Annotated in this window: 35 protein-coding genes; 29 read left to right on the top strand and 6 right to left on the bottom strand. The window is 59.7% G+C overall.

Annotated elements, in window-relative coordinates:
* The first annotated feature begins 15 nt into the window (after positions 1 to 15).
* The 24 genes from rpsS (at position 16) to CQ007_RS15475 (ending at position 12,473) form a co-directional block, all read left to right on the top strand.
* Positions 16 to 291, top strand: coding sequence for a 30S ribosomal protein S19 (gene rpsS, locus CQ007_RS15590; RefSeq protein WP_105646756.1), 276 nt, complete (start codon positions 16 to 18; stop codon positions 289 to 291).
* A 12-nt stretch (positions 292 to 303) separates the two neighbouring features.
* Complete coding sequence (gene rplV, locus CQ007_RS15585; protein WP_036993718.1) at positions 304 to 636, top strand: 50S ribosomal protein L22; 333 nt, start codon at positions 304 to 306, stop codon at positions 634 to 636.
* A gap of 11 nt (positions 637 to 647) precedes the next feature.
* Positions 648 to 1,328, top strand: coding sequence for a 30S ribosomal protein S3 (gene rpsC / locus CQ007_RS15580; protein WP_105646755.1), 681 nt, complete (start codon positions 648 to 650; stop codon positions 1,326 to 1,328).
* Between the two features lie 11 nt (positions 1,329 to 1,339).
* Positions 1,340 to 1,753, top strand: a complete 414-nt coding sequence (rplP, locus tag CQ007_RS15575; RefSeq protein WP_036993714.1) for a 50S ribosomal protein L16 — start codon at positions 1,340 to 1,342, stop codon at positions 1,751 to 1,753.
* A complete protein-coding gene (gene rpmC / locus CQ007_RS15570) occupies positions 1,753 to 1,944 on the top strand; it encodes a 50S ribosomal protein L29 (protein ID WP_036993711.1) in 192 nt (63 codons plus the stop codon). Before rplP ends, rpmC begins: the two co-directional genes overlap by 1 nt.
* A 2-nt stretch (positions 1,945 to 1,946) precedes the next feature.
* On the top strand, positions 1,947 to 2,210 hold the full coding sequence (gene rpsQ / locus CQ007_RS15565; RefSeq protein WP_105646754.1) for a 30S ribosomal protein S17: 264 nt from the start codon (positions 1,947 to 1,949) through the stop codon (positions 2,208 to 2,210).
* A 44-nt stretch (positions 2,211 to 2,254) separates the two neighbouring features.
* Positions 2,255 to 2,623 carry a 50S ribosomal protein L14 gene (gene rplN, locus CQ007_RS15560; RefSeq protein WP_088277353.1) on the top strand — a complete coding sequence of 123 codons (369 nt, stop codon included), beginning with the start codon at positions 2,255 to 2,257 and terminating at the stop codon, positions 2,621 to 2,623.
* Between the two features lie 11 nt (positions 2,624 to 2,634).
* On the top strand, positions 2,635 to 2,949 hold the full coding sequence (gene rplX, locus CQ007_RS15555; RefSeq protein ID WP_105646753.1) for a 50S ribosomal protein L24: 315 nt from the start codon (positions 2,635 to 2,637) through the stop codon (positions 2,947 to 2,949).
* A gap of 17 nt (positions 2,950 to 2,966) precedes the next feature.
* A complete protein-coding gene (gene rplE / locus CQ007_RS15550; RefSeq protein WP_105646752.1) occupies positions 2,967 to 3,506 on the top strand; it encodes a 50S ribosomal protein L5 in 540 nt (179 codons plus the stop codon).
* Between the two features lie 10 nt (positions 3,507 to 3,516).
* Positions 3,517 to 3,822, top strand: coding sequence for a 30S ribosomal protein S14 (rpsN, locus tag CQ007_RS15545; RefSeq protein ID WP_105646751.1), 306 nt, complete (start codon positions 3,517 to 3,519; stop codon positions 3,820 to 3,822).
* A gap of 39 nt (positions 3,823 to 3,861) precedes the next feature.
* Entirely contained in the window at positions 3,862 to 4,254 is a 393-nt protein-coding gene (gene rpsH, locus CQ007_RS15540) for a 30S ribosomal protein S8 (protein ID WP_105646750.1), read from the top strand.
* A gap of 12 nt (positions 4,255 to 4,266) precedes the next feature.
* A complete protein-coding gene (rplF, locus tag CQ007_RS15535) occupies positions 4,267 to 4,797 on the top strand; it encodes a 50S ribosomal protein L6 (protein ID WP_105646749.1) in 531 nt (176 codons plus the stop codon).
* 11 nt (positions 4,798 to 4,808) lie between these two features.
* The gene (rplR, locus tag CQ007_RS15530) at positions 4,809 to 5,159 is read left to right on the top strand and encodes a 50S ribosomal protein L18 (RefSeq protein WP_105646748.1); all 351 of its coding nucleotides are present in this window, start codon (positions 4,809 to 4,811) and stop codon (positions 5,157 to 5,159) included.
* A 10-nt stretch (positions 5,160 to 5,169) separates the two neighbouring features.
* On the top strand, positions 5,170 to 5,673 hold the full coding sequence (gene rpsE / locus CQ007_RS15525; RefSeq protein ID WP_105646747.1) for a 30S ribosomal protein S5: 504 nt from the start codon (positions 5,170 to 5,172) through the stop codon (positions 5,671 to 5,673).
* A 6-nt stretch (positions 5,674 to 5,679) separates the two neighbouring features.
* Complete coding sequence (rpmD, locus tag CQ007_RS15520) at positions 5,680 to 5,862, top strand: 50S ribosomal protein L30 (protein ID WP_105646746.1); 183 nt, start codon at positions 5,680 to 5,682, stop codon at positions 5,860 to 5,862.
* Between the two features lie 3 nt (positions 5,863 to 5,865).
* Positions 5,866 to 6,300 (top strand): 50S ribosomal protein L15, encoded by a 435-nt coding sequence (gene rplO, locus CQ007_RS15515; RefSeq protein WP_105646745.1) that lies wholly within the window; start codon positions 5,866 to 5,868, stop codon positions 6,298 to 6,300.
* Positions 6,301 to 6,307: 7 nt separating this feature from the next.
* Positions 6,308 to 7,636 carry a preprotein translocase subunit SecY gene (secY, locus tag CQ007_RS15510; RefSeq protein ID WP_105646744.1) on the top strand — a complete coding sequence of 443 codons (1,329 nt, stop codon included), beginning with the start codon at positions 6,308 to 6,310 and terminating at the stop codon, positions 7,634 to 7,636.
* A gap of 24 nt (positions 7,637 to 7,660) precedes the next feature.
* Positions 7,661 to 7,777 (top strand): 50S ribosomal protein L36, encoded by a 117-nt coding sequence (gene rpmJ / locus CQ007_RS15505; protein WP_074781302.1) that lies wholly within the window; start codon positions 7,661 to 7,663, stop codon positions 7,775 to 7,777.
* Between the two features lie 172 nt (positions 7,778 to 7,949).
* Positions 7,950 to 8,306, top strand: a complete 357-nt coding sequence (gene rpsM / locus CQ007_RS15500; protein ID WP_105646743.1) for a 30S ribosomal protein S13 — start codon at positions 7,950 to 7,952, stop codon at positions 8,304 to 8,306.
* A gap of 20 nt (positions 8,307 to 8,326) precedes the next feature.
* The gene (gene rpsK, locus CQ007_RS15495) at positions 8,327 to 8,716 is read left to right on the top strand and encodes a 30S ribosomal protein S11 (RefSeq protein ID WP_022962893.1); all 390 of its coding nucleotides are present in this window, start codon (positions 8,327 to 8,329) and stop codon (positions 8,714 to 8,716) included.
* Positions 8,717 to 8,731: 15 nt separating this feature from the next.
* Positions 8,732 to 9,352, top strand: a complete 621-nt coding sequence (gene rpsD, locus CQ007_RS15490; protein ID WP_105646742.1) for a 30S ribosomal protein S4 — start codon at positions 8,732 to 8,734, stop codon at positions 9,350 to 9,352.
* A 26-nt stretch (positions 9,353 to 9,378) separates the two neighbouring features.
* A complete protein-coding gene (gene rpoA / locus CQ007_RS15485; protein WP_105646741.1) occupies positions 9,379 to 10,380 on the top strand; it encodes a DNA-directed RNA polymerase subunit alpha in 1,002 nt (333 codons plus the stop codon).
* A 25-nt stretch (positions 10,381 to 10,405) separates the two neighbouring features.
* A complete protein-coding gene (gene rplQ / locus CQ007_RS15480) occupies positions 10,406 to 10,789 on the top strand; it encodes a 50S ribosomal protein L17 (RefSeq protein ID WP_036993680.1) in 384 nt (127 codons plus the stop codon).
* A 223-nt stretch (positions 10,790 to 11,012) separates the two neighbouring features.
* A complete protein-coding gene (locus CQ007_RS15475) occupies positions 11,013 to 12,473 on the top strand; it encodes a catalase (RefSeq protein ID WP_105646740.1) in 1,461 nt (486 codons plus the stop codon).
* Between the two features lie 135 nt (positions 12,474 to 12,608).
* Here the strand turns inward: CQ007_RS15475 and CQ007_RS15470 are convergent, their stop codons facing one another.
* From CQ007_RS15470 to uvrA, 4 genes are read right to left on the bottom strand one after another with little or no spacing between them, the layout of a single operon-like run.
* Positions 12,609 to 13,382: a MetQ/NlpA family ABC transporter substrate-binding protein gene (locus CQ007_RS15470; RefSeq protein ID WP_105646739.1), complete on the bottom strand. Its 774-nt coding sequence runs from the start codon at positions 13,380 to 13,382 to the stop codon at positions 12,609 to 12,611.
* 42 nt (positions 13,383 to 13,424) lie between these two features.
* Positions 13,425 to 14,090: a methionine ABC transporter permease gene (locus CQ007_RS15465; protein WP_105646738.1), complete on the bottom strand. Its 666-nt coding sequence runs from the start codon at positions 14,088 to 14,090 to the stop codon at positions 13,425 to 13,427.
* Complete coding sequence (locus CQ007_RS15460; RefSeq protein WP_105646784.1) at positions 14,087 to 15,091, bottom strand: methionine ABC transporter ATP-binding protein; 1,005 nt, start codon at positions 15,089 to 15,091, stop codon at positions 14,087 to 14,089. The genes CQ007_RS15465 and CQ007_RS15460 overlap by 4 nt, the downstream gene beginning before the upstream one ends.
* 54 nt (positions 15,092 to 15,145) lie before the next feature.
* A complete protein-coding gene (uvrA, locus tag CQ007_RS15455) occupies positions 15,146 to 17,983 on the bottom strand; it encodes an excinuclease ABC subunit UvrA (protein ID WP_105646737.1) in 2,838 nt (945 codons plus the stop codon).
* Between the two features lie 220 nt (positions 17,984 to 18,203).
* Here uvrA and CQ007_RS15450 point away from each other — a divergent pair, with 220 nt between their 5' ends.
* The 3 genes from CQ007_RS15450 to CQ007_RS15440 all read left to right on the top strand — a co-directional run bounded on the left by CQ007_RS15450 (position 18,204) and on the right by CQ007_RS15440 (position 20,614).
* Positions 18,204 to 19,574, top strand: coding sequence for an MFS transporter (locus CQ007_RS15450; protein ID WP_105646783.1), 1,371 nt, complete (start codon positions 18,204 to 18,206; stop codon positions 19,572 to 19,574).
* A gap of 28 nt (positions 19,575 to 19,602) precedes the next feature.
* A complete protein-coding gene (gene ssb, locus CQ007_RS15445) occupies positions 19,603 to 20,097 on the top strand; it encodes a single-stranded DNA-binding protein (protein WP_105646736.1) in 495 nt (164 codons plus the stop codon).
* A gap of 427 nt (positions 20,098 to 20,524) precedes the next feature.
* Positions 20,525 to 20,614, top strand: coding sequence for a toxin-antitoxin system HicB family antitoxin (locus CQ007_RS15440; protein WP_105646735.1), 90 nt, complete (start codon positions 20,525 to 20,527; stop codon positions 20,612 to 20,614).
* A gap of 33 nt (positions 20,615 to 20,647) precedes the next feature.
* On the opposite strand, the gene CQ007_RS15435 is transcribed toward CQ007_RS15440, so the two are convergent.
* Positions 20,648 to 21,130 (bottom strand): plastocyanin/azurin family copper-binding protein, encoded by a 483-nt coding sequence (locus tag CQ007_RS15435; RefSeq protein ID WP_105646734.1) that lies wholly within the window; start codon positions 21,128 to 21,130, stop codon positions 20,648 to 20,650.
* Between the two features lie 254 nt (positions 21,131 to 21,384).
* Here CQ007_RS15435 and CQ007_RS15430 point away from each other — a divergent pair, with 254 nt between their 5' ends.
* Together CQ007_RS15430 and CQ007_RS15425 are read left to right on the top strand one after the other, a co-directional pair.
* Complete coding sequence (locus CQ007_RS15430) at positions 21,385 to 22,062, top strand: histidine phosphatase family protein (RefSeq protein WP_105646733.1); 678 nt, start codon at positions 21,385 to 21,387, stop codon at positions 22,060 to 22,062.
* Between the two features lie 87 nt (positions 22,063 to 22,149).
* Positions 22,150 to 23,025: a sugar nucleotide-binding protein gene (locus tag CQ007_RS15425; RefSeq protein ID WP_158256784.1), complete on the top strand. Its 876-nt coding sequence runs from the start codon at positions 22,150 to 22,152 to the stop codon at positions 23,023 to 23,025.
* A gap of 55 nt (positions 23,026 to 23,080) precedes the next feature.
* On the opposite strand, the gene CQ007_RS15420 is transcribed toward CQ007_RS15425, so the two are convergent.
* Positions 23,081 to 23,752, bottom strand: a complete 672-nt coding sequence (locus tag CQ007_RS15420; RefSeq protein ID WP_105646731.1) for an OmpW family protein — start codon at positions 23,750 to 23,752, stop codon at positions 23,081 to 23,083.
* Positions 23,753 to 23,886: the final 134 nt, after the last annotated feature.

The following is a 23,886-nucleotide window of genomic DNA, read 5'->3' as shown; positions in this document are numbered from 1 at the left end:
TAGAGGGGAAACGACGTGCCGCGTTCTCTGAAGAAAGGTCCTTTTATCGATCTTCACCTGTTGAAGAAGGTCGAAACAGCAGCAGAAAAGAATGATCGCAAGCCGGTTAAAACCTGGTCGCGCCGTTCCATGGTTCTGCCGCAGATGGTCGGTCTGACCATCGCTGTACACAACGGTCGTCAACATGTACCGGTCATCGTTACCGAAGACATGGTCGGCCACAAATTGGGCGAATTCTCTGCCACGCGTACCTATCGCGGTCACGCGGCAGACAAGAAAGCCAAGCGCTAAGGGGTTAGAAAGATGGAAGTAGCCGCTACCGTTAAGGGCGCCCGACTCTCTGCCCAGAAAGCTCGCTTGGTCGCCGATCAGATCCGCGGGAAGAAGGTGGACGAGGCCCTGAATCTGCTGACTTTCAGCAACAAGAAGGCCGCTGACGTCATCAAGAAAGTACTCGAGTCGGCGATTGCCAACGCAGAGCACAATGATGGCGCGGACGTGGATGACCTGAAGGTCTCCACCGTGTTTGTCAACGAAGGTCGCTCCCTGAAGCGCATCATGCCGCGGGCCAAGGGCCGTGCTGATCGCATCATCAAGCGGTCTTGCCATATCACGGTCAAGGTTGCTGACAAGTAGGAGTCGATCACATGGGTCAGAAAGTACATCCGACAGGCATCCGCCTCGGTATCGTTAAACAGCACACTTCGGTGTGGTACGCAGATGGTCGCACTTATGCGGACTATCTGAACACTGATCTGAAAGTACGCGAGTACATTCAGGACAAATTGAAAAGCGCTTCCGTCAGCCGCGTTGATATTCAGCGCCCGGCGCAGACCGCTCGCATCACCATTCACACTGCCCGTCCGGGCATCGTGATCGGCAAGAAGGGCGAGGACGTCGAGAAGCTGCGTCAGGAACTGACCAGCCAGATGGGTGTTCCGGTGCACATCAACATCGAAGAGATCCGCAAGCCGGAGCTCGACGGTGCCCTGGTGGCCCAGAGCGTTGCCCAGCAGCTCGAGCGTCGGGTCATGTTCCGCCGCGCGATGAAGCGTGCTGTACAGAACGCCATGCGTATTGGTGCCAAGGGTATCAAGATCCAGGTCAGCGGCCGTCTCGGCGGCGCCGAGATCGCCCGTACCGAATGGTACCGTGAAGGCCGTGTGCCGCTGCACACTCTGCGTGCCGACATCGACTACGCAACGGCTGAAGCCCACACCACTTATGGTGTGATCGGTGTGAAGGTTTGGATTTTCAAAGGCGAGATCATTGGTGGTCAGCCCGAAGAAGTCAAAACCGTCGCGACCAAGAAAAAAGCTGCTAAGTAAGGGGTACGCACATGTTACAACCCAAGCGTACGAAGTTCCGCAAGCAGATGACCGGCCACAACCGTGGTCTGGCGCATCGCGGCAGTAAAGTGAGCTTTGGCGAATACGCACTCAAATCCGTCAGCCGCGGTCGTTTGACCGCCCGTCAGATTGAAGCGGCACGTCGTGCTCTGACTCGTCACGTCAAGCGTGGCGGTAAAATCTGGATCCGTGTCTTCCCTGACAAGCCGATCTCCAAGAAGCCTCTCGAGGTGCGGATGGGTAAAGGTAAGGGTAACGTCGAATACTGGGTAGCCCAGATTCAGCCGGGCAAGGTCCTGTATGAGATTGAAGGTGTTTCCGAAGAGCTGGCGCGCGAGGCTTTTGCCCTGGCCGCTGCCAAGCTGCCGCTGGCAACCACCTTTGTTAAGCGGACGGTGATGTGATGAAAGCGACAGAACTTCGTGAAAAATCTGCCGAGCAGCTGAACGAGCAGCTGCTCACCCTGCTGCGTGACCAGTTCAACCTGCGCATGCAGAAGGCAACCGGTCAACTCGGCCAGAGTCACCTGCTGAAGCAGACCAAGCGTGACATCGCTCGAGTCAAGACCGTGCTCAATCAGAAAGGTGGTAACTGATCATGGCCGAGAACACTACAGTTCGTACCGTTACTGGCCGTGTGGTCAGCGACAAGATGGAAAAAACCGTTACTGTGCTCATCGAGCGCCAGGTAAAGCACCCGCTGTACGGCAAGTACGTACGTCGGTCTACCAAGCTGCATGCGCATGACGAGAACAACGAATGCCGCATCGGCGATATGGTAACCATTCGGGAAACCCGTCCCTTGGCCAAAACCAAGAGCTGGACCCTGGTACAGATCGACGAGCGCGCGGCGCAAGTCTAAGCCCCGCGCTGTTATAGCGGATTATTTAAGGGTCGGAGAAAGTTATGATTCAGACTCAATCCATGCTGGATGTGGCTGACAACAGTGGTGCACGTCGCGTTATGTGTATCAAGGTTCTGGGCGGTTCTCACCGTCGCTACGCTGGCATTGGCGATATCATCAAAGTGACCGTGAAGGAAGCGATTCCCCGCGGCAAAGTAAAGAAAGGCCAGGTGCTGAATGCGGTCATCGTGCGTACCCGTCACGGCGTTCGCCGTACTGACGGTTCGCTGATCCGTTTCGATGGCAACGCTGCTGTTCTGCTCAACAACAAAAATGAGCCGATCGGTACCCGCATCTTTGGGCCAGTGACGCGTGAACTGCGTAACGAGCAGTTCATGAAGATCGTTTCCCTCGCGCCCGAAGTGCTGTAAGGAGCCCGGTCATGCAAAAGATCAAACGTGACGACGACGTAATCGTCATCGCCGGTAAAGACAAAGGCAAGCGCGGCAAGGTCCTCAAGGTCCTGGTCGACAACCGCCTGATGATTTCCGGCGTCAACATTATCAAGCGCCACACCAAGCCGAATCCAATGGCTGGTGTACAGGGCGGTATTGTTGAGAAGGAGGCGCCTATCCACGTCTCCAACGTGGCTATCTTCAACCCTGAGACCAGCAAGGCCGATCGCATCGGCTTCAAGGTCGAAGACGGTAAGAAGGTTCGTATTTTCAAGTCGACCCAAAAAGCCGTCGACGCTTGAGAATCTAGGTGCTTACCATGGCAAGATTGAAAGAACATTATCGGGACACCCTGGTTCCGCAGCTCAAGGAACAACTGGGCCTGCAGAACGTGATGGAAGTTCCGAAAATCACCAAGATCACCCTGAACATGGGCCTTGGTGAAGCAGTAGGTGACAAGAAAGTCATTGAAAACGCATTGGCTGACCTGGAAAAGATCACTGGCCGTAAGGGCATTGTGACCTATTCCCGCAAGTCGATTGCCGGCTTCAAGATTCGTGACGGCTGGCCGATCGGTGTCAAGGTGACCCTGCGTCGTGAGCAGATGTACGAATTCCTGGATCGCCTGCTGTCGATCTCGCTGCCGCGCGTACGTGACTTCCGTGGTCTGAATGCCAAGTCCTTCGACGGTCGTGGCAACTACAGCATGGGTGTCAAGGAGCAGATCATCTTCCCGGAAATCGATTACGACAAGATCGATGCCCTGCGTGGTCTGGACATTACCCTGACCACCACCGCCCGGACTGACGACGAAGGTCGCGCGCTGCTGCGTGCGTTCAACTTCCCGTTCCGCAACTAGGAGTCAGGCAATGGCCAAAATCAGCATGAAGAACCGCGAGGCCAAGCGCGCTCGTCTGGTTGCCAAGTACGCTGCCAAGCGTGCTGAACTCAAGGCGCTGGTCGGCAACGTCAACGCGTCCGTCGAGGACCGTTGGAATGCCCAGGTAGCCCTGCAGAAACTGCCGCGTGATGCGAGCCCTGTGCGTCAGCGTAACCGCTGCCGCATCACTGGCCGCCCACACGGCGTATACCGCAAATTCGGTCTTTCCCGCATCAAACTGCGCGAAGCTGCCATGCGCGGTGATGTACCCGGTCTGGTCAAGGCCAGCTGGTAAACAAGACCTTAATTACTCAGTTTCAGGAGCACAAAGCCCATGAGTATGCAGGACCCGTTAGCAGATATGCTGACCCGTATCCGTAATGCCCAGATGGCTGAAAAGTCCAGTGTCAGCATGCCTTCGGCAAAGCTGAAGGTGGCTGTCGCCAAAGTACTTAAAGAAGAAGGCTATGTTGCCGGTTATGAAGTTCAGGGCGATGCCAAGCCTGTTCTGTCGATCGAGCTCAAGTACTTCGAGGGCAAGCCGGTAATTGAAGAGCTGAAGCGTGCCAGTCGTCCCGGCCTGCGTCAGTACAAGTCCGTTGACCAGCTTCCCAAGGTCAAGGGTGGACTGGGTGTGTCGATCGTCTCCACCAACAAGGGTGTGATGACGGATCGTGCCGCTCGCGCTGCCGGTATCGGCGGTGAAGTGCTCTGCACCGTATTCTGATAGGGGGTTACGATGTCTCGCGTCGCTAAGAACCCTGTCAAATTGCCGCAGGGTGTAGAAATTAAAATTGATGGCCAGGATGTTTCCGTCAAGGGACCCAAGGGTGCCCTGAGTCTGAGCATGCATCCTGCCGTTGAAATGGTTCAGGAAGAGGGCGAACTGCGTTTCGCACCCCGTCCTGGCAGTGTCAATGCAGCCATGGCCGGTACCACGCGTGCTCTGGTCAACAACATGGTTGTCGGCGTCAGCCAAGGCTTCGAGCGCAAGCTGCAGCTGGTCGGGGTAGGTTACCGGGCGCAGGCCAAAGGGCAGGTTCTGTCCCTGGCTCTGGGCTTCTCCCACCCGATCGACTATCAGCTGCCCGAGGGTGTTTCGGTTGAAACCCCCAGCCAGACTGATATCGTCATCAAAGGTATCGACAAGCAACTGGTCGGCCAGGTAGCCGCGGAGATCCGTGATTTCCGTCGCCCCGAACCCTACAAGGGCAAGGGTGTTCGCTACGCCGATGAGATCGTGCGTCGTAAAGAAGCCAAGAAGAAGTAGGGCATAGCAAAATGAGCGATAAAAAAGTTATTCGTCTCCGTCGAGCTCGTCGTTCGCGTCTGAAACTGCGCGAGCTGGAAGCCGTACGTCTGTGCGTGTACCGTTCTTCGCAGCACATGTACGCGCAAGTGATCTCGGCCGATGGTTCCAAGGTGCTGGCCAGTGCCTCCACTCTTGACGCCAGTCTGCGCGGTGGCAGCACCGGCAACAAGGAAGCCGCCAAGCAGGTTGGGCTTCTGGTCGCTGAGCGTGCCAAGGCCGCCGGTGTAACTCAGGTCTCCTTCGACCGTTCCGGCTTCAAGTATCATGGCCGCGTGCAAGCGCTGGCCGACGCCGCTCGTGAAGGCGGGCTGGAATTCTAAGGGTAGAGCTATGGCTAATTTCGATCAAAAGCGTGACGAAGGTTACATCGAGAAACTGGTTCAGGTTAACCGCGTCGCCAAAGTAGTTAAGGGCGGTCGGATCTTTGCCTTCACAGCGCTGACAGTTGTCGGCGATGGCAATGGTCGCGTGGGCTTCGGTCGTGGCAAGGCGCGTGAAGTGCCTGCCGCCATCCAGAAGGCCATGGAAGCCGCACGTCGTAACATGATCCAGGTGGACCTGAATGGCACCACCATTCAGTATCCGCTGCGTGCCGCTCATGGCGCCTCCAAGGTGTTCATGATGCCGGCTTCCGAAGGTACCGGTGTTATCGCCGGCGGTGCGATGCGCGCCGTTCTGGAAGCTGCAGGCATTCATAACGTACTGGCCAAGTGTTACGGTTCCACTAATCCGGTCAACGTCGTTCAGGCTACCTACAAGGGCCTGAAGTCAATGCAGTCTCCCGAGTCTGTTGCGGCCAAGCGTGGCAAGACCGTTGAAGACATCGTGGGGTAAACTGTGATGGCTAATGCAAAAATTAAAGTGACCCAGTTCAAGAGCGTGATCGGGCGTCTGCCGAGCCACAAGGCCAGCATCAAGGGTCTGGGCCTGCGTCGCATCGGTCATACCGTCGAAGTCGAAGATACTCCGGCTATCCGTGGGATGATCAACAAGGTCTCCTACATGGTCCGGGTAGAGGGTTAAGACATGAAACTGAATGATCTGCGTTCCGCGCCCGGTGCACGCCCTGCGAAGCTGCGTGTCGGTCGTGGTATCGGTAGCGGCCTGGGCAAGACTGCCGGCCGTGGCCACAAGGGTTTGACTTCGCGCTCCGGCGGTAAGGTCGCTCCGGGTTTCGAGGGTGGTCAACAGCCGTTGCACCGTCGTCTGCCGAAGTTCGGCTTCACCTCCAGAATTGCTATGGTCACTGCCGAAATCCGCACCAGCGAGCTGAACAAGCTGGACGTTGATGTCATTGATCTGCAGGCATTGAAAGATGCCAACATCATTGGCAACAAGTTTGTACGGGCCAAAGTCGTTCTGTCCGGTGACGTAACCAAGGCGGTTACGATCAAGGGGCTGATGGCTACCAAGGGTGCCCGTGCAGCGATCGAGGCAGCTGGCGGCAAGATCGAGGAATAAGGACTACATGGCTAAGCAAGGCGCTCTCTCTGGAATGAATCAAGGCGGCCTGACCGAACTGTGGGGGCGCTTGCGCTTCCTGTTCCTGGCAATCATCGTTTACCGAATCGGCGCGCATATACCGGTGCCCGGTATCAATCCTGATCGCCTGGCTGATATGTTCAGACAGAATGAGGGAACCATTCTTAGCCTGTTCAACATGTTCTCGGGTGGCGCCCTGGAGCGGATGAGTATCTTCGCTCTGGGGATCATGCCGTACATTTCTGCATCCATCATCATGCAGCTGATGACGGCGGTCAGCCCCACCCTTGAGCAGTTGAAGAAGGAAGGTGAGTCCGGACGCCGCAAGATCAGCCAGTACACCCGCTATCTCACATTGGTTCTGGCGTTTATCCAGGCGGTGGGGATGTCGGTTGGCCTGGCCAGCCAGGGCGTGGCCTTCGCTAGCGGTTTTGGCTTCTATTTCATAGCGGTCACGACCTTTGTAGCCGGCGCCATGTTCATGATGTGGCTGGGTGAGCAGATCACCGAGCGGGGTGTCGGCAACGGTATCTCCATGCTGATCTTCGCCGGTATCGTCGCTGGCTTGCCGAGTGCCATCGGGCAGTCCTTCGAGGCTGCGCGGCAGGGGGATATCAACATCTTCGCCCTGATCGCCATCGCTCTGCTGGCGATAGCGATGGTTGCCTTCGTGATCTTTGTCGAGCGTGGCCAGCGGCGGATTACCGTCAACTATGCCAAGCGTCAGCAAGGTCGCAAGGTATTTGCCGCACAGACCAGTCACCTGCCGTTGAAGGTGAACATGGCCGGTGTGATTCCGGCAATTTTCGCCAGCAGCATCCTGCTGTTCCCGGCATCGCTGGGAACCTGGTTCGGCCAGGGTGAAGGTATGGGTTGGTTGCAGAGCCTGTCCCAGGCGATCGCACCGGGCCAGCCGTTGAATATCATTCTGTTCAGTGCAGGGATCATTTTCTTCTGCTTCTTCTATACAGCCTTGATGTTCAACCCCAAGGACGTGGCAGACAATCTGAAGAAGTCAGGCGCCTTCATTCCGGGTATTCGCCCGGGTGAGCAGTCCGCCCGTTATATCGACGGTGTACTGACCCGCCTGACCATGTTCGGTGCGCTGTACATGACTGCGGTCTGCTTGCTGCCGCAGTTCCTGGTGGTTTCGGCCAACGTGCCGTTCTACCTGGGTGGGACTTCGCTGCTGATCGTCGTAGTGGTTGTGATGGACTTCATGTCACAAGTACAATCGCACCTCGTTTCACAGCAGTACGAGTCTCTTTTGAAGAAATCGAACCTGAAAGGTTACGGCAGCGGCATGCTGCGCTGATATTTCAGGATTCTGGAGAACGATATGAAAGTTGCAGCATCAGTCAAGAAGCTTTGCCGTAACTGCAAAGTGATTCGTCGCAATGGTAGCGTACGGGTTATTTGCAGCGCTGAGCCCCGTCACAAGCAGCGCCAGGGTTGATCATCAACCTGCTCTGATTGAAGACTACGTCTCAGGATAACCGCCGCCCGGCCAGTTGATTGGCCGGGTGGTTGATTTTTTTATATGTTAGCGCTACCCTACTGCACCCTTTTTCACGCAACCTTGTTACGTTTGGGTTGAGTCAGGTAGCTGTCAGACGGAGTAAATTTGGATGGCCCGTATTGCAGGCGTCAACATCCCGGATAACAAGCATGCTGTTATCTCTCTGACCTATATTTTTGGTATCGGTCAAACCAAGGCACAGCAGATCTGTGCCGCCACTGGCATTGAGCCCAGTGTAAAAATCAAGGATCTGAGCGAGGAGCAGATTGATCTGCTGCGTAACGAGGTTGCCAAGAGTAACACCGAAGGTGACCTGCGCCGCGCGATCAACATGAACATCAAGCGTCTCATGGATCTGGGTTGCTATCGTGGTCTGCGTCATCGTCGTGGTCTTCCGGTTCGCGGCCAGCGCACCAAGACCAATGCTCGTACCCGCAAGGGTCCGCGCAAGCCGATCCGTAAGTAATCGCGAAGGAATATACAGATATGGCTAAGCCTGCTGCTCGTGTTCGTAAGAAAGTAAAAAAGACAGTGGTTGATGGGATCGCCCACATCCATGCGTCTTTCAACAACACCATCATTACCATCACCGACCGTCAGGGCAATGCTCTGAGCTGGGCGACTTCCGGTGGTTCCGGTTTCCGTGGTTCGCGTAAAAGCACTCCGTTTGCTGCCCAGGTGGCCGCAGAACGTGCTGGTCAGGCGGCCCTGGAATACGGCCTCAAAAACCTCGACGTTAATGTGAAGGGCCCTGGCCCGGGTCGTGAATCTGCAGTGCGTGCGCTGAACTCTTGTGGTTACAAGATCAGCGGCATCACAGATGTCACCCCCATCCCACATAACGGCTGTCGCCCGCCCAAGAAGCGCCGCGTGTAATCAGGAGACGGTAAAATGGCTAGATATATTGGTCCCAAGTGTAAGCTGTCTCGTCGCGAAGGCACTGACCTGTTCCTCAAGAGCGGCGTACGCGCTCTCGATTCCAAGTGCAAGCTGGAGAGTCCTCCTGGCGTGCATGGTCAGCGTCGCGGTCGTCTCTCCGAGTACGGCACCCAGTTGCGCGAGAAGCAAAAAGTTCGTCGTATCTATGGCGTACTCGAACGTCAGTTCAGCAACTACTACAAGGAAGCTGCCCGTCTGAAGGGGGCTACCGGTGAGAACCTGCTGCAACTGCTCGAGCGTCGTCTGGACAACGTGGTTTACCGCATGGGCTTCGGCTCCACTCGTGCCGAAGCGCGTCAGCTGGTTTCCCACAAGGCCATCAGCGTCAATGGCAAGACCGTGAACATTGCGTCCTACCTGGTATCCCCGGGTGATGTGGTTGCCGTTCGCGAGAAGGCCAAGAACCAACTGCGCATCGGTGGCTCCCTGGAGCTGGCGGCTCAGCGCGGTCAGGCCGAATGGCTGCAAGTGGATGCTGCCAAGAAGGAAGGTGTCTTCAAGAACCTGCCCGCACGGAGTGATCTGTATGCCGACATCAACGAGAACCTGATCGTCGAGCTCTACTCCAAGTAAGCGATAGTCAGCAAAAGGTGCCTTTCATGCAAAATTCGGTTGCCGAGTTTCTTACACCACGTCATATCGACGTTCAAGAAGCCTCGCCCACGCGTGCCAAGATCACTCTTGAACCGCTGGAACGTGGCTTTGGTCATACCCTGGGCAATGCGCTGCGGCGCATTCTGCTCTCCTCCATGCCCGGTTGTGCCGTGGTAGAGGCGGAAATCGATGGCGTTTTGCATGAGTACAGCGCCATCGAAGGCGTTCAGGAAGATGTCATCGAGATCCTGCTTAACCTGAAAGGGCTGGCAGTCAAGATGCATGGTCGTGATCACGTCACCCTGACCCTTTCCAAAAAGGGCGCGGGTGTGGTCACCGCTGGCGATATCCAGCTGGATCACGATGTGGAGATCGTCAATCCCGATCACCACATCGCCACGCTGTCCGACAACGGTGCGCTGAACATGAAGCTGACCGTGGCTCGTGGTCGCGGCTATGAGCCGGCGGATTCGCGTCAGTCGGATGAAGATGAAAGCCGTTCCATCGGCCGTCTGCAGCTCGATGCCACCTATACCCCGGTTCGCCGTGTGGCCTACGTGGTCGAGAGTGCGCGTGTCGAGCAACGTACCAACCTGGACAAACTGGTCATCGACCTGGAAACCAACGGTACGCTGGATCCGGAAGAGGCGATTCGTCGCGCTGCCACCATCCTGCAGCATCAACTGGCTGCCTTCGTTGATCTGAAGAGCGATCAGGAACCGGTAGTGGAACAGCAGGAAGACGAGATCGATCCGATCCTGCTGCGCCCGGTTGACGACCTGGAGCTGACTGTTCGTTCGGCCAACTGTCTGAAGGCTGAAAACATTTACTATATTGGCGATCTGATCCAGCGTACCGAAGTGGAGCTGCTGAAGACCCCGAACCTGGGCAAGAAATCCCTGACCGAGATCAAGGATGTTCTGGCTTCGCGTGGTCTGTCACTGGGTATGCGTCTGGACAACTGGCCGCCTGCAAGCTTGAAGAAGGACGACAAGGTTACCGCCTGATCGTCTGACACCGAGGAATTGAGAGATGCGTCATCGTAAAAGTGGTCGTCACCTGAGTCGGACCAGCTCGCACCGCAAGGCCATGTTCCAGAACATGGCGGTGTCGCTGTTCGAGAACGAACTGATCAAAACCACTCTGCCCAAGGCCAAGGAATTGCGCCGTGTTGCAGAGCCGCTGATCACTCTGGCGAAAGAAGATACTGTAGCCAACCGCCGTCTGGCGTTTGACCGCACCCGCAGCAAAGAAGCTGTTGGCAAGCTGTTCAACGACCTGGGCAAGCGCTACGCAGACCGTCCCGGCGGCTATGTCCGTATCCTGAAGTGCGGTTTCCGCGCTGGCGATGCGGCTCCCATGGCTTACGTGGAACTGGTTGATCGCCCTGAGCTGGCTGCTGCTTCCGAAGAGTAAGCTGTAGACAGTTCAAGAAAACCGGGCCTTGGCCCGGTTTTTTATTGCCTGCTGAAAACCCCTCATCCAGATCTGTATCTCACGTCCGAGCCGTTGATTCGAAAATTCTATCGGGTGGGTTGACCCAAATCATTAGGGCTATTCACCTTGTCCTTTTATCATTGCTCCAACGCCACCGGTTCGCTGCCGCTGGCCACCGCATTTGACCCAAGGAGAGAGCAATATGACTGACAAGCCAAGACTTACCACGGTAGCGGGTGCCCCGGTAGCCGAGAACCAGAACGTCATGACCGCTGGCCCGCGCGGCCCGATGCTGTTGCAGGATGTATGGTTCCTGGAAAAGCTCGCGCACTTCGACCGTGAGGTGATCCCCGAGCGGCGCATGCATGCCAAGGGTTCCGGTGCGTTCGGTGAGTTCGTTGTAACCCAGGATATCAGCCGGTACACCAAGGCACGGATCTTTTCCGACATCGGCAAGAAGACCCCCATGTTCGCCCGTTTCTCCACTGTTGCCGGTGAGCGTGGCGCGGCGGATGCCGAGCGGGATATTCGTGGTGCGGCACTGAAGTTCTATACCGAGCAGGGCAACTGGGATCTGGTGGGTAACAACACGCCGGTATTCTTCTTCCGTGATCCGCTGAAGTTCCCCGACCTGAACCACGCGGTCAAGCGTGATCCGCGCACCAATATGCGCAGTGCCAACAACAACTGGGACTTCTGGACCGGCTTGCCGGAGGCGCTGCACCAGGTGACCTATGTGATGGGCGACCGTGGCATTCCCGATGGCTACCGCCATATGCACCTGTTCGGCTCGCACACCTACAGCTTCATCAGCGCCGACAATCAGCGCTACTGGGTCAAGTTCCACTTCAAGACCCAGCAGGGCATCAAGAACCTGACCGATGAGCAGGCTGCGGCGGTAGTTGCCGGTGACCGCGAGAGCTCCCAGCGCGACCTGTACGACGCCATCGAGAACGGTGACTTCCCGCGCTGGACCATGTATGTGCAGATCATGCCGGAGACCGATGCGGCGAACTACCGCTTCCATCCGTTCGATCTGACCAAGGTCTGGTCGAAGCAGGACTACCCGCTGATCGAGGTGGGTTACATGGAGTTGAACCGCAACCCGGACAACTACTTCCAGGATGTGGAGCAGGCTGCCTTCACCCCGGCCAACGTGGTGCCCGGCATCAGCTTCTCACCGGACCGCATGCTGCAGGGCCGTCTGTTCTCCTACGGTGATGCACAGCGCTACCGCCTGGGCGTCAACCACCACCAGATTCCGGTCAACGCGCCGCGCTGCCCGGTACACAGCTACCACCGTGATGGTGCCATGCGGGTGGACGGCAACCAGGGCAGCCGGTTGCATTACGAGCCGAACACCTACGGTGAATGGCAGGAACAGCCGGACTTCAGCGAGCCGCCGATGGCCCTGGAAGGTGCCGCCGCACACTATGACTTCCGTGCCGATGACGCTGACTACTTCACCCAGCCGGGCGATCTGTTCCGTCTGATGTCGGCTGACGAGCAGCAGCGGCTGTTCGAGAACACCGCGCGGGCGATGAATGGTGTTGAGCGTCACATCATGATTCGCCACATCACCCACTGCTACAAGGCTGATCCGGCCTACGGCAAGGGGATTGCAGCAGCACTTGGAGTACCGATGGCCGACGTGCCGGTCTGACAGGACAGGTAGTTGGGAACAGCCCGCGACGTGGTATTAGTCGCGGGCTTTTTGTTGGACGGTTGGGATGAGTTGCTGCTTGCTGGTTGGGGAGCAGCCTCTGCGGCAGGGTGGCCCTGCCACAGGTTCCGCTAATCAGAACGCCGGAACCACAGCCCCCTTGTACTTCTCCTCGATAAACTGCTTCAGCTCCGCACTGTGCAGCGCTTCTACCAGCTTCTGTACCGCAGGCGCGTCCTGGTTATCGGCACGGGTTACCAGGATGTTGACATAGGGCGAGTCGTCACCTTCGATGGCCAGTGCGTCGCTGGTCGGGTTCAGGCCGGCTTCCAGGGCGTAGTTGGTATTGATCAGGGCCAGATCCACCTGATCCAGCACGCGGGGCAGGGTGGCGGCTTCCAGTTCGCGGATGCGCAGATTGTGCGGGTTCTCGGCGATGTCGCGGGGCGTGGCGAGGATGTTGCTGTTGTCCTTCAGGCTGATCAGGCCCGCCTTGTCCAGCAACAGCAGGGCGCGGCCGCCATTGGTGGCGTCGTTGGGGATGGCGACGGTGGCCCGGTTGGGGATATTGTCCAGCGAGGTCAGCTTGCTGGAATAGATGCCGAAAGGCTCGACGTGCACGCCAGCGACACTGGTCAGGTCGGTACCACGGCCCTTGTTGAACTCGTCGAGATAGGGCTTGTGCTGGAAGAAGTTGGCATCCAGACGGCCTTCGGCGACCTGCAGGTTGGGCTGTACATAATCGGTGAAGACCTTGATATCCAGATTGACACCCTGGCTGGCCAGGCCGGGTTTGACGAACTCGAGGATATCGGCGTGGGGAACGGCAGTGGCGGCGATGCTCAGCTTGTCTGCCGCATGGGCGCCGAAGGCGGTGGTCAGGGCCAGGATAGCGAAAATCTTTTTCATGATGGAGCTCCGAAGTGAACGGTATGCAGGTTGTCGCCCTGCTTATTTACGCGAATAGTGCACGACGAGGCGATCGCCGATGCTTTGCAGAATCTGCACCAATACCAGCAGCAACACAACGGTGACCACCATCACATCGGTCTGGAAGCGCTGATAGCCATAGCGGATGGCGAGGTCGCCGAGACCGCCGCCACCGACCACGCCGGCCATCGCCGTATAGGAGACCAGGGTGATGGCAATGACGGTCACGGCAGCGATGATGCCGGGGCGTGCTTCCGGTAGCAATGCCCGGGTGATGATCTGGCGGGTGGTGGCCCCCATCGACTGGGTGGCTTCAATGATGCCCTTATCCACCTCCCGCAATGCGGTCTCCACCAGCCTGGCAAAGAACGGCGTTGCCCCGACCACCAGTGGCGGTATGGCGCCGGCGACACCCAGCGACGTGCCGGTGATCAGCTTGGTGAACGGGATCATCACGATCAGCAGAATGATGAAGGGTAGCGAGCGCAGGGCATTGACGACCAATGACAGTACGGCATACAGGCCGTTGCGCTGGAACATCTGCCGCGGGCCGGTAAGGAACAGCAGGATCCCCAGTGGCAGGCCCAGCAGCACGGTGAAGAACAATGAGCCGCCGAGCATCAGCAGGGTATCCAGGGTGGCGACCCAGATGTCATACCAGTCGATATTGCTGAACAGTTCGCTCATCCGCGCAGTACCTCAACGTGAACCTCGGCTGCTGCCAGGTGGGTCATGGCGGCATCCACATCGCCACCGATCAGCGCCAGCGTGAGCTGGCCGCAGGGTTGATCGCGGATGCGGTCGATGCGCCCGGCCAGAATGCTGTAATCCACTCCGGTGGCCCGGGCCACCTGCCCGAGCAGCGGGGCGAAGGTGGCTTCGCCGAGGAAGGTCAGGCGCAGGATGCGACCCGGTACATGGGCGAAATCCTCGGCCTGCTCCTCGTCGCTTTCATCATCGAATACGAAGCTGCGGGTGGTTGGGTGCTGCGGGTGCAGGAACACATCGCTGACCTTGCCCTGTTCGACGATGCGGCCACCATCCATGACCGCCACCTGGTCGCAGACCCGGCGAATCACGTCCATCTCGTGGGTGATCAGCACGATGGTCAGCTTCAGTTCCTGGTTGATCTGCGCCAGCAGTTGCAGCACCTGGCGCGTGGTATGTGGATCCAGGGCGCTGGTGGCTTCGTCGCACAGCAGGATGCTCGGCTCGGTGGCCAGCGCGCGGGCAATGCCGACGCGCTGTTTCTGGCCGCCGGACAACTGCGCCGGATACTTGTTGGCGTGCTCGCTGAGGCCGACCCGGGCCAGCAGGGACTTGACCCGCTCATTGATCTGCCGGCGCTCGACCGTGCCGGCCAGGCGCAGCGGTAGGGCCACGTTGTCGGCGACGGTAGCCGAGGACAGCAGGTTGAAATGCTGGAAGATCATGCCTACCCGCTGGCGGAAGCGCCGCAGCCCCGGCGCATCCAGCGCGGTAATGTCTTCACCGGCTACGACGATGCGGCCGCTGCTGGGTTCTTCCAGGCGGTTGATCAGCCGCAGCAGGGTGCTCTTGCCGGCGCCCGAGTGGCCGATGATGCCGAATACCTGCCCGGGCTCTATGCTCAGATCGGTGCTGTGCAGGGCGGGGATGTCCCGCCCGGCGACCCGATATGCCTTGGTTACCTGCTGAAATTCGATCACGTGTCTGTTCGCAGCAAAAGTGTGAATGATACGGGGCGTCACCCCGGTTACGCCCTAGCGCTCGCGGTCGCGCTCCAGCAGTGGCCCGAGGAACCGGCCAGTGTGTGAGTGCGCAGCCTCGGCGACCTGTTCCGGCGTGCCGGTAGCGATGATCTGGCCACCCTTGGAGCCGCCCTCGGGGCCAATATCGACGATCCAGTCAGCGGTCTTGATCACATCCAGATTATGCTCGATCACCACCAGGGTGTTGCCGTGGTCGCGCAGCCGATGCAGCACGTCCAGCAACTGCTGGATATCGGCGAAATGCAGACCGGTGGTCGGCTCGTCGAGAATGTACAGGGTCTTGCCGGTATCGCGCTTGGACAGCTCGCGGGCCAGCTTGACGCGTTGCGCCTCGCCACCGGACAGGGTGGTGGCCGATTGGCCGAGGCGCACATAGGACAGGCCCACGTCGATCAGCGTCTGCAGCTTGCGCGCCAGTGCCGGCACCGCATCGAAGAAGGCGCGGGCCTCCTCGATGGTCATCTCCAGCACTTCGTGGATGCTCTTGCCCTTGTACTTGATCTCCAGTGTCTCGCGGTTGTAGCGCTTGCTCTTGCACACATCGCAGGGCACGTAGATATCCGGCAGGAAGTGCATTTCCACCTTGATCAGGCCATCACCCTGGCATGCCTCGCAGCGCCCACCCTTGACGTTGAAGGAGAAACGCCCGGCCTTGTAGCCGCGCGAGCGGGCCTCCTGGGTGCCGGCGAACAGTTCACGGATCGGGGTGAACAGGCCGGTATAGGTGGCCGGGTTGGAGCGTGGTGTGCGACCGATCGGGCTCTGGTCGATGTCGACCACCTTGTCCAGGTGCTGCAGGCCGTCGAAGCTGGCATAGGGCGCGGCATCCAGGGTGGTGGCGCCGTTCAGTGCGGTGGCGGTGATAGGATACAGCGTGTTGTTGATCAGCGTCGACTTGCCCGAGCCGGACACCCCGGTCACGCAGGTGAACAGGCCCACCGGAATCTCCAGGTTGACCTTCTGCAGGTTATTGCCGCTGGCACCCTTCAGGCGCAGCCACTGGTCCTTGCGCACCGGGGTACGCTTGGCCGGCACCGGGATCTTCACCGCGCCGGACAGGTACTGGCCGGTCAGTGAAGCAGGGTCATTCATCACCTGTTCCGGTGTGCCGTGGGAGACGATGCGCCCCCCGTGCACGCCGGCGCCCGGGCCGATATCCACCACATGGTCGGCCAGGCGGATGGCGTCCTCGTCGTGCTCGACGACGATCACCGTGTTGCCCAGGTCGCGCAGGTGGATCAGGGTGCTGAGCAGGCGTTCATTGTCACGCTGGTGCAGGCCGATCGAGGGTTCGTCGAGGATATACATGACCCCGACCAGGCCGGCGCCGATCTGGCTGGCCAGGCGGATACGCTGGGCCTCGCCCCCGGACAGGGTGTCAGCGCTGCGGTCCAGGGCCAGGTAGTCGAGTCCGACATTGACCAGGAACATCAGCCGTGCGCGGATTTCCTTGAGGATCTTCTCGGCGATCTCGCCGCGGCTACCAGCCAGGCTCAACTGGGTGAAGTACTCCGCCGCCGCGCCGACCGGCATGGTGGTGATGCCCGGCAGGTTGCGCCCATCGATGAACACGTGGCGCGCCTCGCGGCGCAGGCGGGTGCCGTGGCAGTCGGGGCAGGGCTGGGTGCTGAGATACTTGGCCAGCTCCTCGCGCACGCTCTGGGATTCGGTTTCCCGGTAGCGGCGCTCCAGGTTCGGCACGATGCCCTCGAACGGGTGCTCGCGCTTGACGATATCGCCGCGGTCATTGAGGTAGCGGAACGGTACCTTGTCGTTGCCGGTACCCTGCAGGATCAGCTTGCGATGCTTGTCGCTGAGATCGTCGAAGGGCTGGTCCAGGTCGATGCCGTAGTGCTCGGCCAGCGAGCTGAGCATCTGGAAATAGTAGACGTTGCGCCGGTCCCAGCCGCGAATCGCCCCTTCGGCCAGGGTCAGCTCGCCATTGACCAGCCGACGGTTGTCGAAGAACTGCTTGACCCCCAGGCCGTCACAGCCGGAGCAGGCGCCGGCCGGGTTGTTGAAGGAGAACAGCCGCGGTTCCAGCTCGCTGATCGAGTGGCCGCAGGCGGGGCAGGCAAAGCGTGCGCTGAAGGTGATCTCGGCGCCTTCCTCGCCCTCCATGGGCGCGACGATAGCGATGCCGTCGGCCAGGTTCAGGGCGGTCTCGAAGGACTCGGCCAGGCGCAGCTGCAGATCCTCGCGGACCTTGAAACGGTCGACCACCACCTCGATGGTGTGCTTGCGGTTCTTCTCCAGCGCTGGCGCTTCGTCGAGGTCGTGGATGCGACCGTTGATCCGTGCGCGGACAAAGCCCTGGGCGCGCAGCTCATCGAGCAACGCCAGGTGCTCGCCCTTGCGCTCGCGCATCACCGGTGCCAGCAGCATCAGCTTGCTGCCCTCGGGCAGTGCCAGCACCTGGTCGACCATCTGGCTGACGGTCTGCGCGGCCAGCGGCAGGTCATGGTCCGGGCAGCGCGGCTCGCCGACCCGGGCGAACAGCAGCCGCAGGTAGTCGTAGATTTCGGTAATGGTGCCGACGGTGGAACGCGGGTTATGCGAGGTGGACTTCTGCTCGATGGAGATCGCCGGCGACAGCCCTTCGATATGATCGACGTCGGGCTTTTCCATCATCGACAGGAACTGCCGGGCGTAGGCTGACAGCGACTCGACGTAGCGGCGCTGGCCTTCGGCATAGAGTGTATCGAACGCCAGGGACGACTTGCCCGAACCGGACAGCCCCGTGATCACGATCAGTTTGTCGCGGGGTAGATCCAGATCGATGTTTTTCAGGTTGTGGGTACGAGCCCCACGTATCAGGATTGTATCCAAAGCGCACCACCCGGCAGACGGCAAAGCTGATAAGTATACGTGTTTCGCGGCTATCCCGGCAAAATCACCGGCTAGGCAGCGGACGAACAGCAGGGCGTATCGTCACGGCGCCGCTGGCCAGCGCCGACTCGGCTGCGGCATGGACGCACGGCTTCTGTTCTGACCCCCCAAGCATGCTAAAATGCCGCCTTTTGTTCATTTGTTCATCAGCGGAGAATCCATGTACCAGGCAGACAGCATGTCGTCTGATGAGCGCCGTGCGGCCTCATCGCTGGCCACCGTGTTCGCTTTTCGCATGCTCGGGCTGTTCATGGTACTGCCGGTACTGGCGACCTACGGCCAGGAATTGCAGGGCGCCACACCGTTGCTGATCGGTATGGCCATCGGTGCCTATGGTTTCACCCAGGCGTTTCTGCAGATCCCCTTCGGCATGCTGTCCGATCGCATCGGACGCAAACCGGTGATCATCGGCGGTCTGCTGCTGTTCGCCCTCGGTGGCCTGGTGGCGGCGCAGGCCGATAGCATCTTCGGCGTGGTCGCCGGGCGCGTGCTGCAGGGTGCAGGGGCCATCGCCGCAGCGATCATGGCGCTGGTCGCCGACCTGACCCGTGATCAGCATCGGACCAAGGCCATGGCGATGATCGGCATGAGCATCGGCCTGTCCTTCGCCCTGGCCATGGTCGCCGGCCCGCTGATCGCTGGCGCTGCCGGACTGGCTGGCGTGTTCTACACCACCTCGGTGCTGGCGCTGGTCGGTATTGCCCTGGTCGCCCTGGTGGTGCCGTCGCCGACCCGGGCATTGCACCATCGCGATGCCGGGGTGGCCAGCGGTGCCTTCCTGCCGGCCCTGGCCAATACCAATTTGCTGCGGCTGAACTATGGCATCGCGGTGCTGCACGCACTGCTGATGGCCTGTTTCGTGGCCTTGCCGCTGGCACTGCAGGAGCAGGCCGGGCTGCCGCGGGAGAGCCACTGGTGGGTCTATCTCACCGCGCTGGGGATTTCCTTCGTCGCCATGGTGCCGCTGATCATCTACGCCGAACGTCGGCGCCAGATCAAGCGCGTGGTATTGAGCGCTGTCCTGCTGCTGGCACTGGTGCAACCGATGATATGGCTGAGCATGGGCTCGCTGCCCTGGCTGGTGACCGCCATCGTACTGTTCTTCATCGCTTTCAACTTGCTCGAGGCCACCCTGCCGTCCATGCTCAGCAAGATCGCCCCGGCGGGCAGCAAGGGCACCGCGATGGGCATCTATTCGACCAGCCAGTTCGCCGGGGCCGCCATTGGTGGTGTGCTGGGCGGCGCGGTCTATGGCAGTTTCGGGCTGGGCGGGGTGTTCGTCTGTTGTGCGCTACTCGCCATTTCCTGGTTCGTGATTGGTGTTACCATGGCGGAGCCTCCGTATGTCACCAGCTACCGCCTGGCCATAGCCCCGACGCTGGTCAGGGATGAGGCGTTGCTCCGGAGAGTGCTGGACGTACCGGGAGTGGCCGAGGCAATCATCGTGGCTGAGGAAGCAGCTGCTTATATCAAAGTCGATACACAGGTGCTGGATCGCGAGCAACTGGATCGGGTCCTGAACCCGGTTTGAATACACCAGACACCCGAGGAGAGTGAGAATGGCCAGAGGCGTAAACAAAGTAATCCTGATCGGTAACGTGGGCGGCGACCCGGAAGTGCGCTATCTGCCCAACGGCAACGCGGTGGCGAATGTCACCCTGGCTACCTCCGACAGCTGGAAAGACAAGCAGACCGGTCAGCAGCAGGAACGTACCGAGTGGCACCGGGTGGTGTTCTTCGGTCGCCTGGCGGAAATCGTCGGTGAATACGTGCGCAAGGGCTCCAAGCTGTACATCGAAGGCCGCCTGCAGACCCGCGAGTGGGAAAAGGACGGCGTCAAGCGTTACACCACCGAGATCGTGGTGGACATCGGCGGACAGATGCAACTGCTCGACAGTCGCGGCCAGGGTGGCGGCGAAGGCATGGCACCACGCCCGCAGCAGTCACGCCCGGCCCCCCAGCGCCCGGCGCAACAGCAACAACAGCAGCCGGCCCAACCGCAGGCGCAGCAGATGCCGGATTACGACAGCTTCGATGACGATATTCCGTTCTGAGCGGAGATTGAGCTGGATGTAGCCAAAAGCCCTGATTTTCAGGGCTTTTTTGGTTATTGAGCGCCTCCATTAACCTCTAGTTTCCAGTGAGCCTCAGAATGGCTTTTCCCCTCTCCCTCTTGTGGGAGAGGGTTGGGGGGAAGGGGTAGCTTGGCCGGCTACGCTTGGGACGGGTTCCTGCAAGGTAGCGGCAGGCCGGCAGGGCTGTGCCGACACGCTGCAAGTACATCCCTGTAAGCTCGCGGTCGCCATCCGTGGCGACATGACGGTCGGCCCAACCCTGCCGGCCTTCCACTACCGGGAGGGTTTGAGCTGGCGGTCAGCTCGCAGGCGTAGCGCAGGGGCGCTACACCCCGGGACTCGTCGTTCCGTGCCGGGCGTCCTCAGAGTCTGACACTGCTGGGAGCGTAGCGCGCCCGCGCTACGCTTGCCGCCTGAGACGCACCGATCGCTGACAATTCAAGCAGCCGAAGCCGGCGTCAGCCTGAATAGGCTGATCGCAAGCAGGTTGCATTGACTGACAACAGGTTAGCCAGAGCTGCTCCAGCGATCAGTGAACCAGCACCCTGCCCACCATACCGGCTTCGGAATGCCCCGGAATCAGACAGGCATAATCGACCGTGCCTGCCTGGTCGAATTGCCAGACAAGGCTGCCGCGCTGGCCGGGCTCGAGTGTGAGCATATTGGGCTCGGCATGCGGCGCCGCATGGGGCATCTGCCGCATTTCCTCGGCATGGGCCTGGAGCTCGGCCATCGAGCCAATCACCATTTCATGGGGGAGCTGCCCTGAGTTTTTCAGCAGGAAGCGCACCGTCTCTCCCTTGTCGACATGGATATCGGCTGGGGTAAACCGCATGCGGTCATCCATATCTACCTCTATGGTGCGAGTGACCTGACCGGCGTCCCCTGGCTGACCGATCTGTGCGGCGGAATGCGACATGTCATGCATATCATGGCCGCCGCTATGGTTGCCCGCCGCAATGGCCACAGTGGACAGTGCGCTCAAGGCCAACATGGGCAATATTTTTTTCATCCGGTGTATCCTCTCCAGTCAAATGTAAGGAAAGCTCTGCCGCCAGTATCGCAGTTCCTGTTTCCCGGTGTCTCCGTCATCCTTGGCGGAGAATGACGGTGTGGCGAGGTCAAGGCGGTAACTACCGGATTACGACAGCTTTGATGCCGGTATTCCGTTCTGAAATAGAGCTGTCTGATCAAACCGGTATGGCCGAGGATGACTATATCCAAGGTCAACCGGGTTTTTATTGCCCCAGCACAAGAGAAGCATGCATGTCGGAAATCTATTTTGTACGCCACGGCCAGGCTTCATTCGGCTCCAGCAACTACGATCAGCTGTCGGAGCTGGGGCACGAGCAGGCGCGTTTGCTGGGTGAGTATTTCCGCGAACGGGACATGCTCTTCGACCACATCATTACCGGCGACATGGTGCGTCACCGCGAGACCGCCGAGGGCATCTGCGTGGGCATGGGGCTGGATGCGCGGGACTTCGAGGTATATCCGGAGCTCAACGAGTTCGATTTCCACTCGGTGCTGAAGGCCTACACCACCCAGTTCCCCGAGCATGCGCTGCCGGAAAGGCCGGTAGCGGCGGACTTCTTCCGACGCCTGAAACAGGGCATCCTGTTGTGGTCCAGTGGCGAGCTGGAGGGCGAACTGCCGGAGACCTGGGCCAGTTTCGAGCAGCGTCTCGGCGCATTCCGCGAGAGCGTCATGCAGCGCCATGCCGGCCAGCGCGTGCTGGCGGTCAGCTCCGGTGGTGCCATCGCCATGCTGATACGGCAGTTGCTGCAGGCGCCGGAATCGGTGATGGTCGAGCTCAATCTGCAGACCCGCAATACCGCACTTACCCATTGCCGCTTCAACAGCCGGGCGATGCGCCTGAGCAGCTTCAACAATGTACCGCATCTGGATCGGCCGGACCGCCAGTCGATGATCACCTACACCTGAGCCGGATACGCTGCGCTGATGACGGGAACCGCTGAACGTTGCACAATGCAGCATCTCAACAGTATCGACAGGTTTATGTGAATGCGAATGCGGGTATTGCTGCTCGGCGGGGAGAATCCACTGGCACAGGCGCTGCTGGCCCAGGCGGCGGGTGAATTCATCCAGCTGGAAGCGGTCGAGCGTCCGGCCCAGGGCTGGCTGCCGGAGATGGCGGATCAATTGCTGGCCGGTGCCAAGCCGGATCTGATATTGAATCTGGCGTTCTACCGCGAACAGTTTCAGCTGGGGCTGGAAGATGCGCAGCTGTTGCAGGCCCAGCAGGAATTCACCGAGCGGCTGATCCAGGGCTGCGCCGCCAACGCTACCACCCTGGTGATGCTGTCCAGCGCCCGGGTATTCGATGGCAGCAAGGCTTCGGCCTATATCGAGAAGGATGAGGAAAAGCCGGTCGGTGCATTGGGGTGCCTGCAGGCGGAGCTGGAGCGCAGCCTGCGCACGCAGTGCCCGCGGCATGTCATCCTGCGTTTCAGCTGGTTGCTCGACTACTCGCCCGAAGGGCCGCTGGCGCAACTGGTCGGGGAGCTGAAACGCTCGCCCTCACTGGAACTGGCCGAGGAGTGGCGCGGCAATCCGACGCCGGTAACCGATGCCGCTCGGGTCATCCTGTCGGTGCTCAAGCAACTGGATTGCGCCGCGCCGCTGTACGGCACTTACCACTATGGCAGCAGCGAGTCGGCTACCTGGATCAGCTTCGTTCAGTACGTGATTCAGGAGCTGATCGGGCGTGGCGAGCTGGCGGGGGACGCGGCGATACAGCCGGTGCCCTTCGACAGCCTGTCGGCGCTGGCTGGCCAGCCGCAGAACGCGGTATTGCTCGGGCGCAAGTTGCTGCTGGTATTCGGGATCAAGCCGCGTAGCTGGCGCAGCATGGTGCCGGCGTTGCTGGATGAGTTGCAGAGCTGAGCGATGCGCAAATGAAAACGGCCGCGAATGCGGCCGTTTTCCGTTGGGACAGAGGTCAGAACTTGTAGCCCAGGCCGACCATGTAGACCCAGGGGTCGACGTCGACGTTGACCTTCACCGGAGCGCCACCAAGGCTGGTTTTGCCTGTGGTCTCGATGTCGATATAGCGCACCTGGGCGTTGACCATCCAGTTGTCGTTCAGCATATAGTCCGCGCCGATCTGGGCTGCCAGACCCCAGGAGTTCTCCAGACTGAGGCCATCGAAGCCGGCACCCTTGGCCGCGCCGCTGAGCGATTCGTCAAAGAACCAGGTGAAGTTGACGCCGGCACCGACATAGGGCTGGAAGGCCGAGGCATTGTCCAGTGGGTAGTAAACCAGGCTGACAGTCGGCGGCAGGTGCTTGATGCTGCCCAGCTTGTCGATGACTCCGGTAACGCCAACATCATGGCTGAACGGAGTGGCCGCCAGCAGCTCGACACCAACCTTGTCGGTCAGCATATAGGCAAAGTTCAGACCCAGCTGGGTGTCGCTGTCCAGAGTGGCACCGGTCCCGGGCAGGGCTGCGCCCGCTACTTTTACCGGACCGCTGTCCTCACGCGGGTCAACCGTTACCGCACCGGCGCGAACGATGATGTCGCCAGCCTGGTGAGCCTGGGCAATGGACGCGGCCAGCAGGGCGGGGGCCAGCAGCAGGCAGGCGGAGATTCTGGATACAGTGCGTGACATTGATAATGTCTCCTTGGTGTGTCGATAGGGTTACTGTAAGGACCCTGCCGTGCATGGATATTGATCTGGGGCAATTGTTTGATGGGTGTGATTGCGACGGGATGTCGCGGTTGAATTATTTTGGGATGAAGATG

Source organism: Pseudomonas sp. MYb185, from assembly GCF_002979975.1.
In the GTDB taxonomy this organism is placed as follows: domain Bacteria; phylum Pseudomonadota; class Gammaproteobacteria; order Pseudomonadales; family Pseudomonadaceae; genus Halopseudomonas.
Note: the sequence above shows the minus strand (reverse complement) of the source record. Positions and strands in the feature narration are given on the sequence as shown.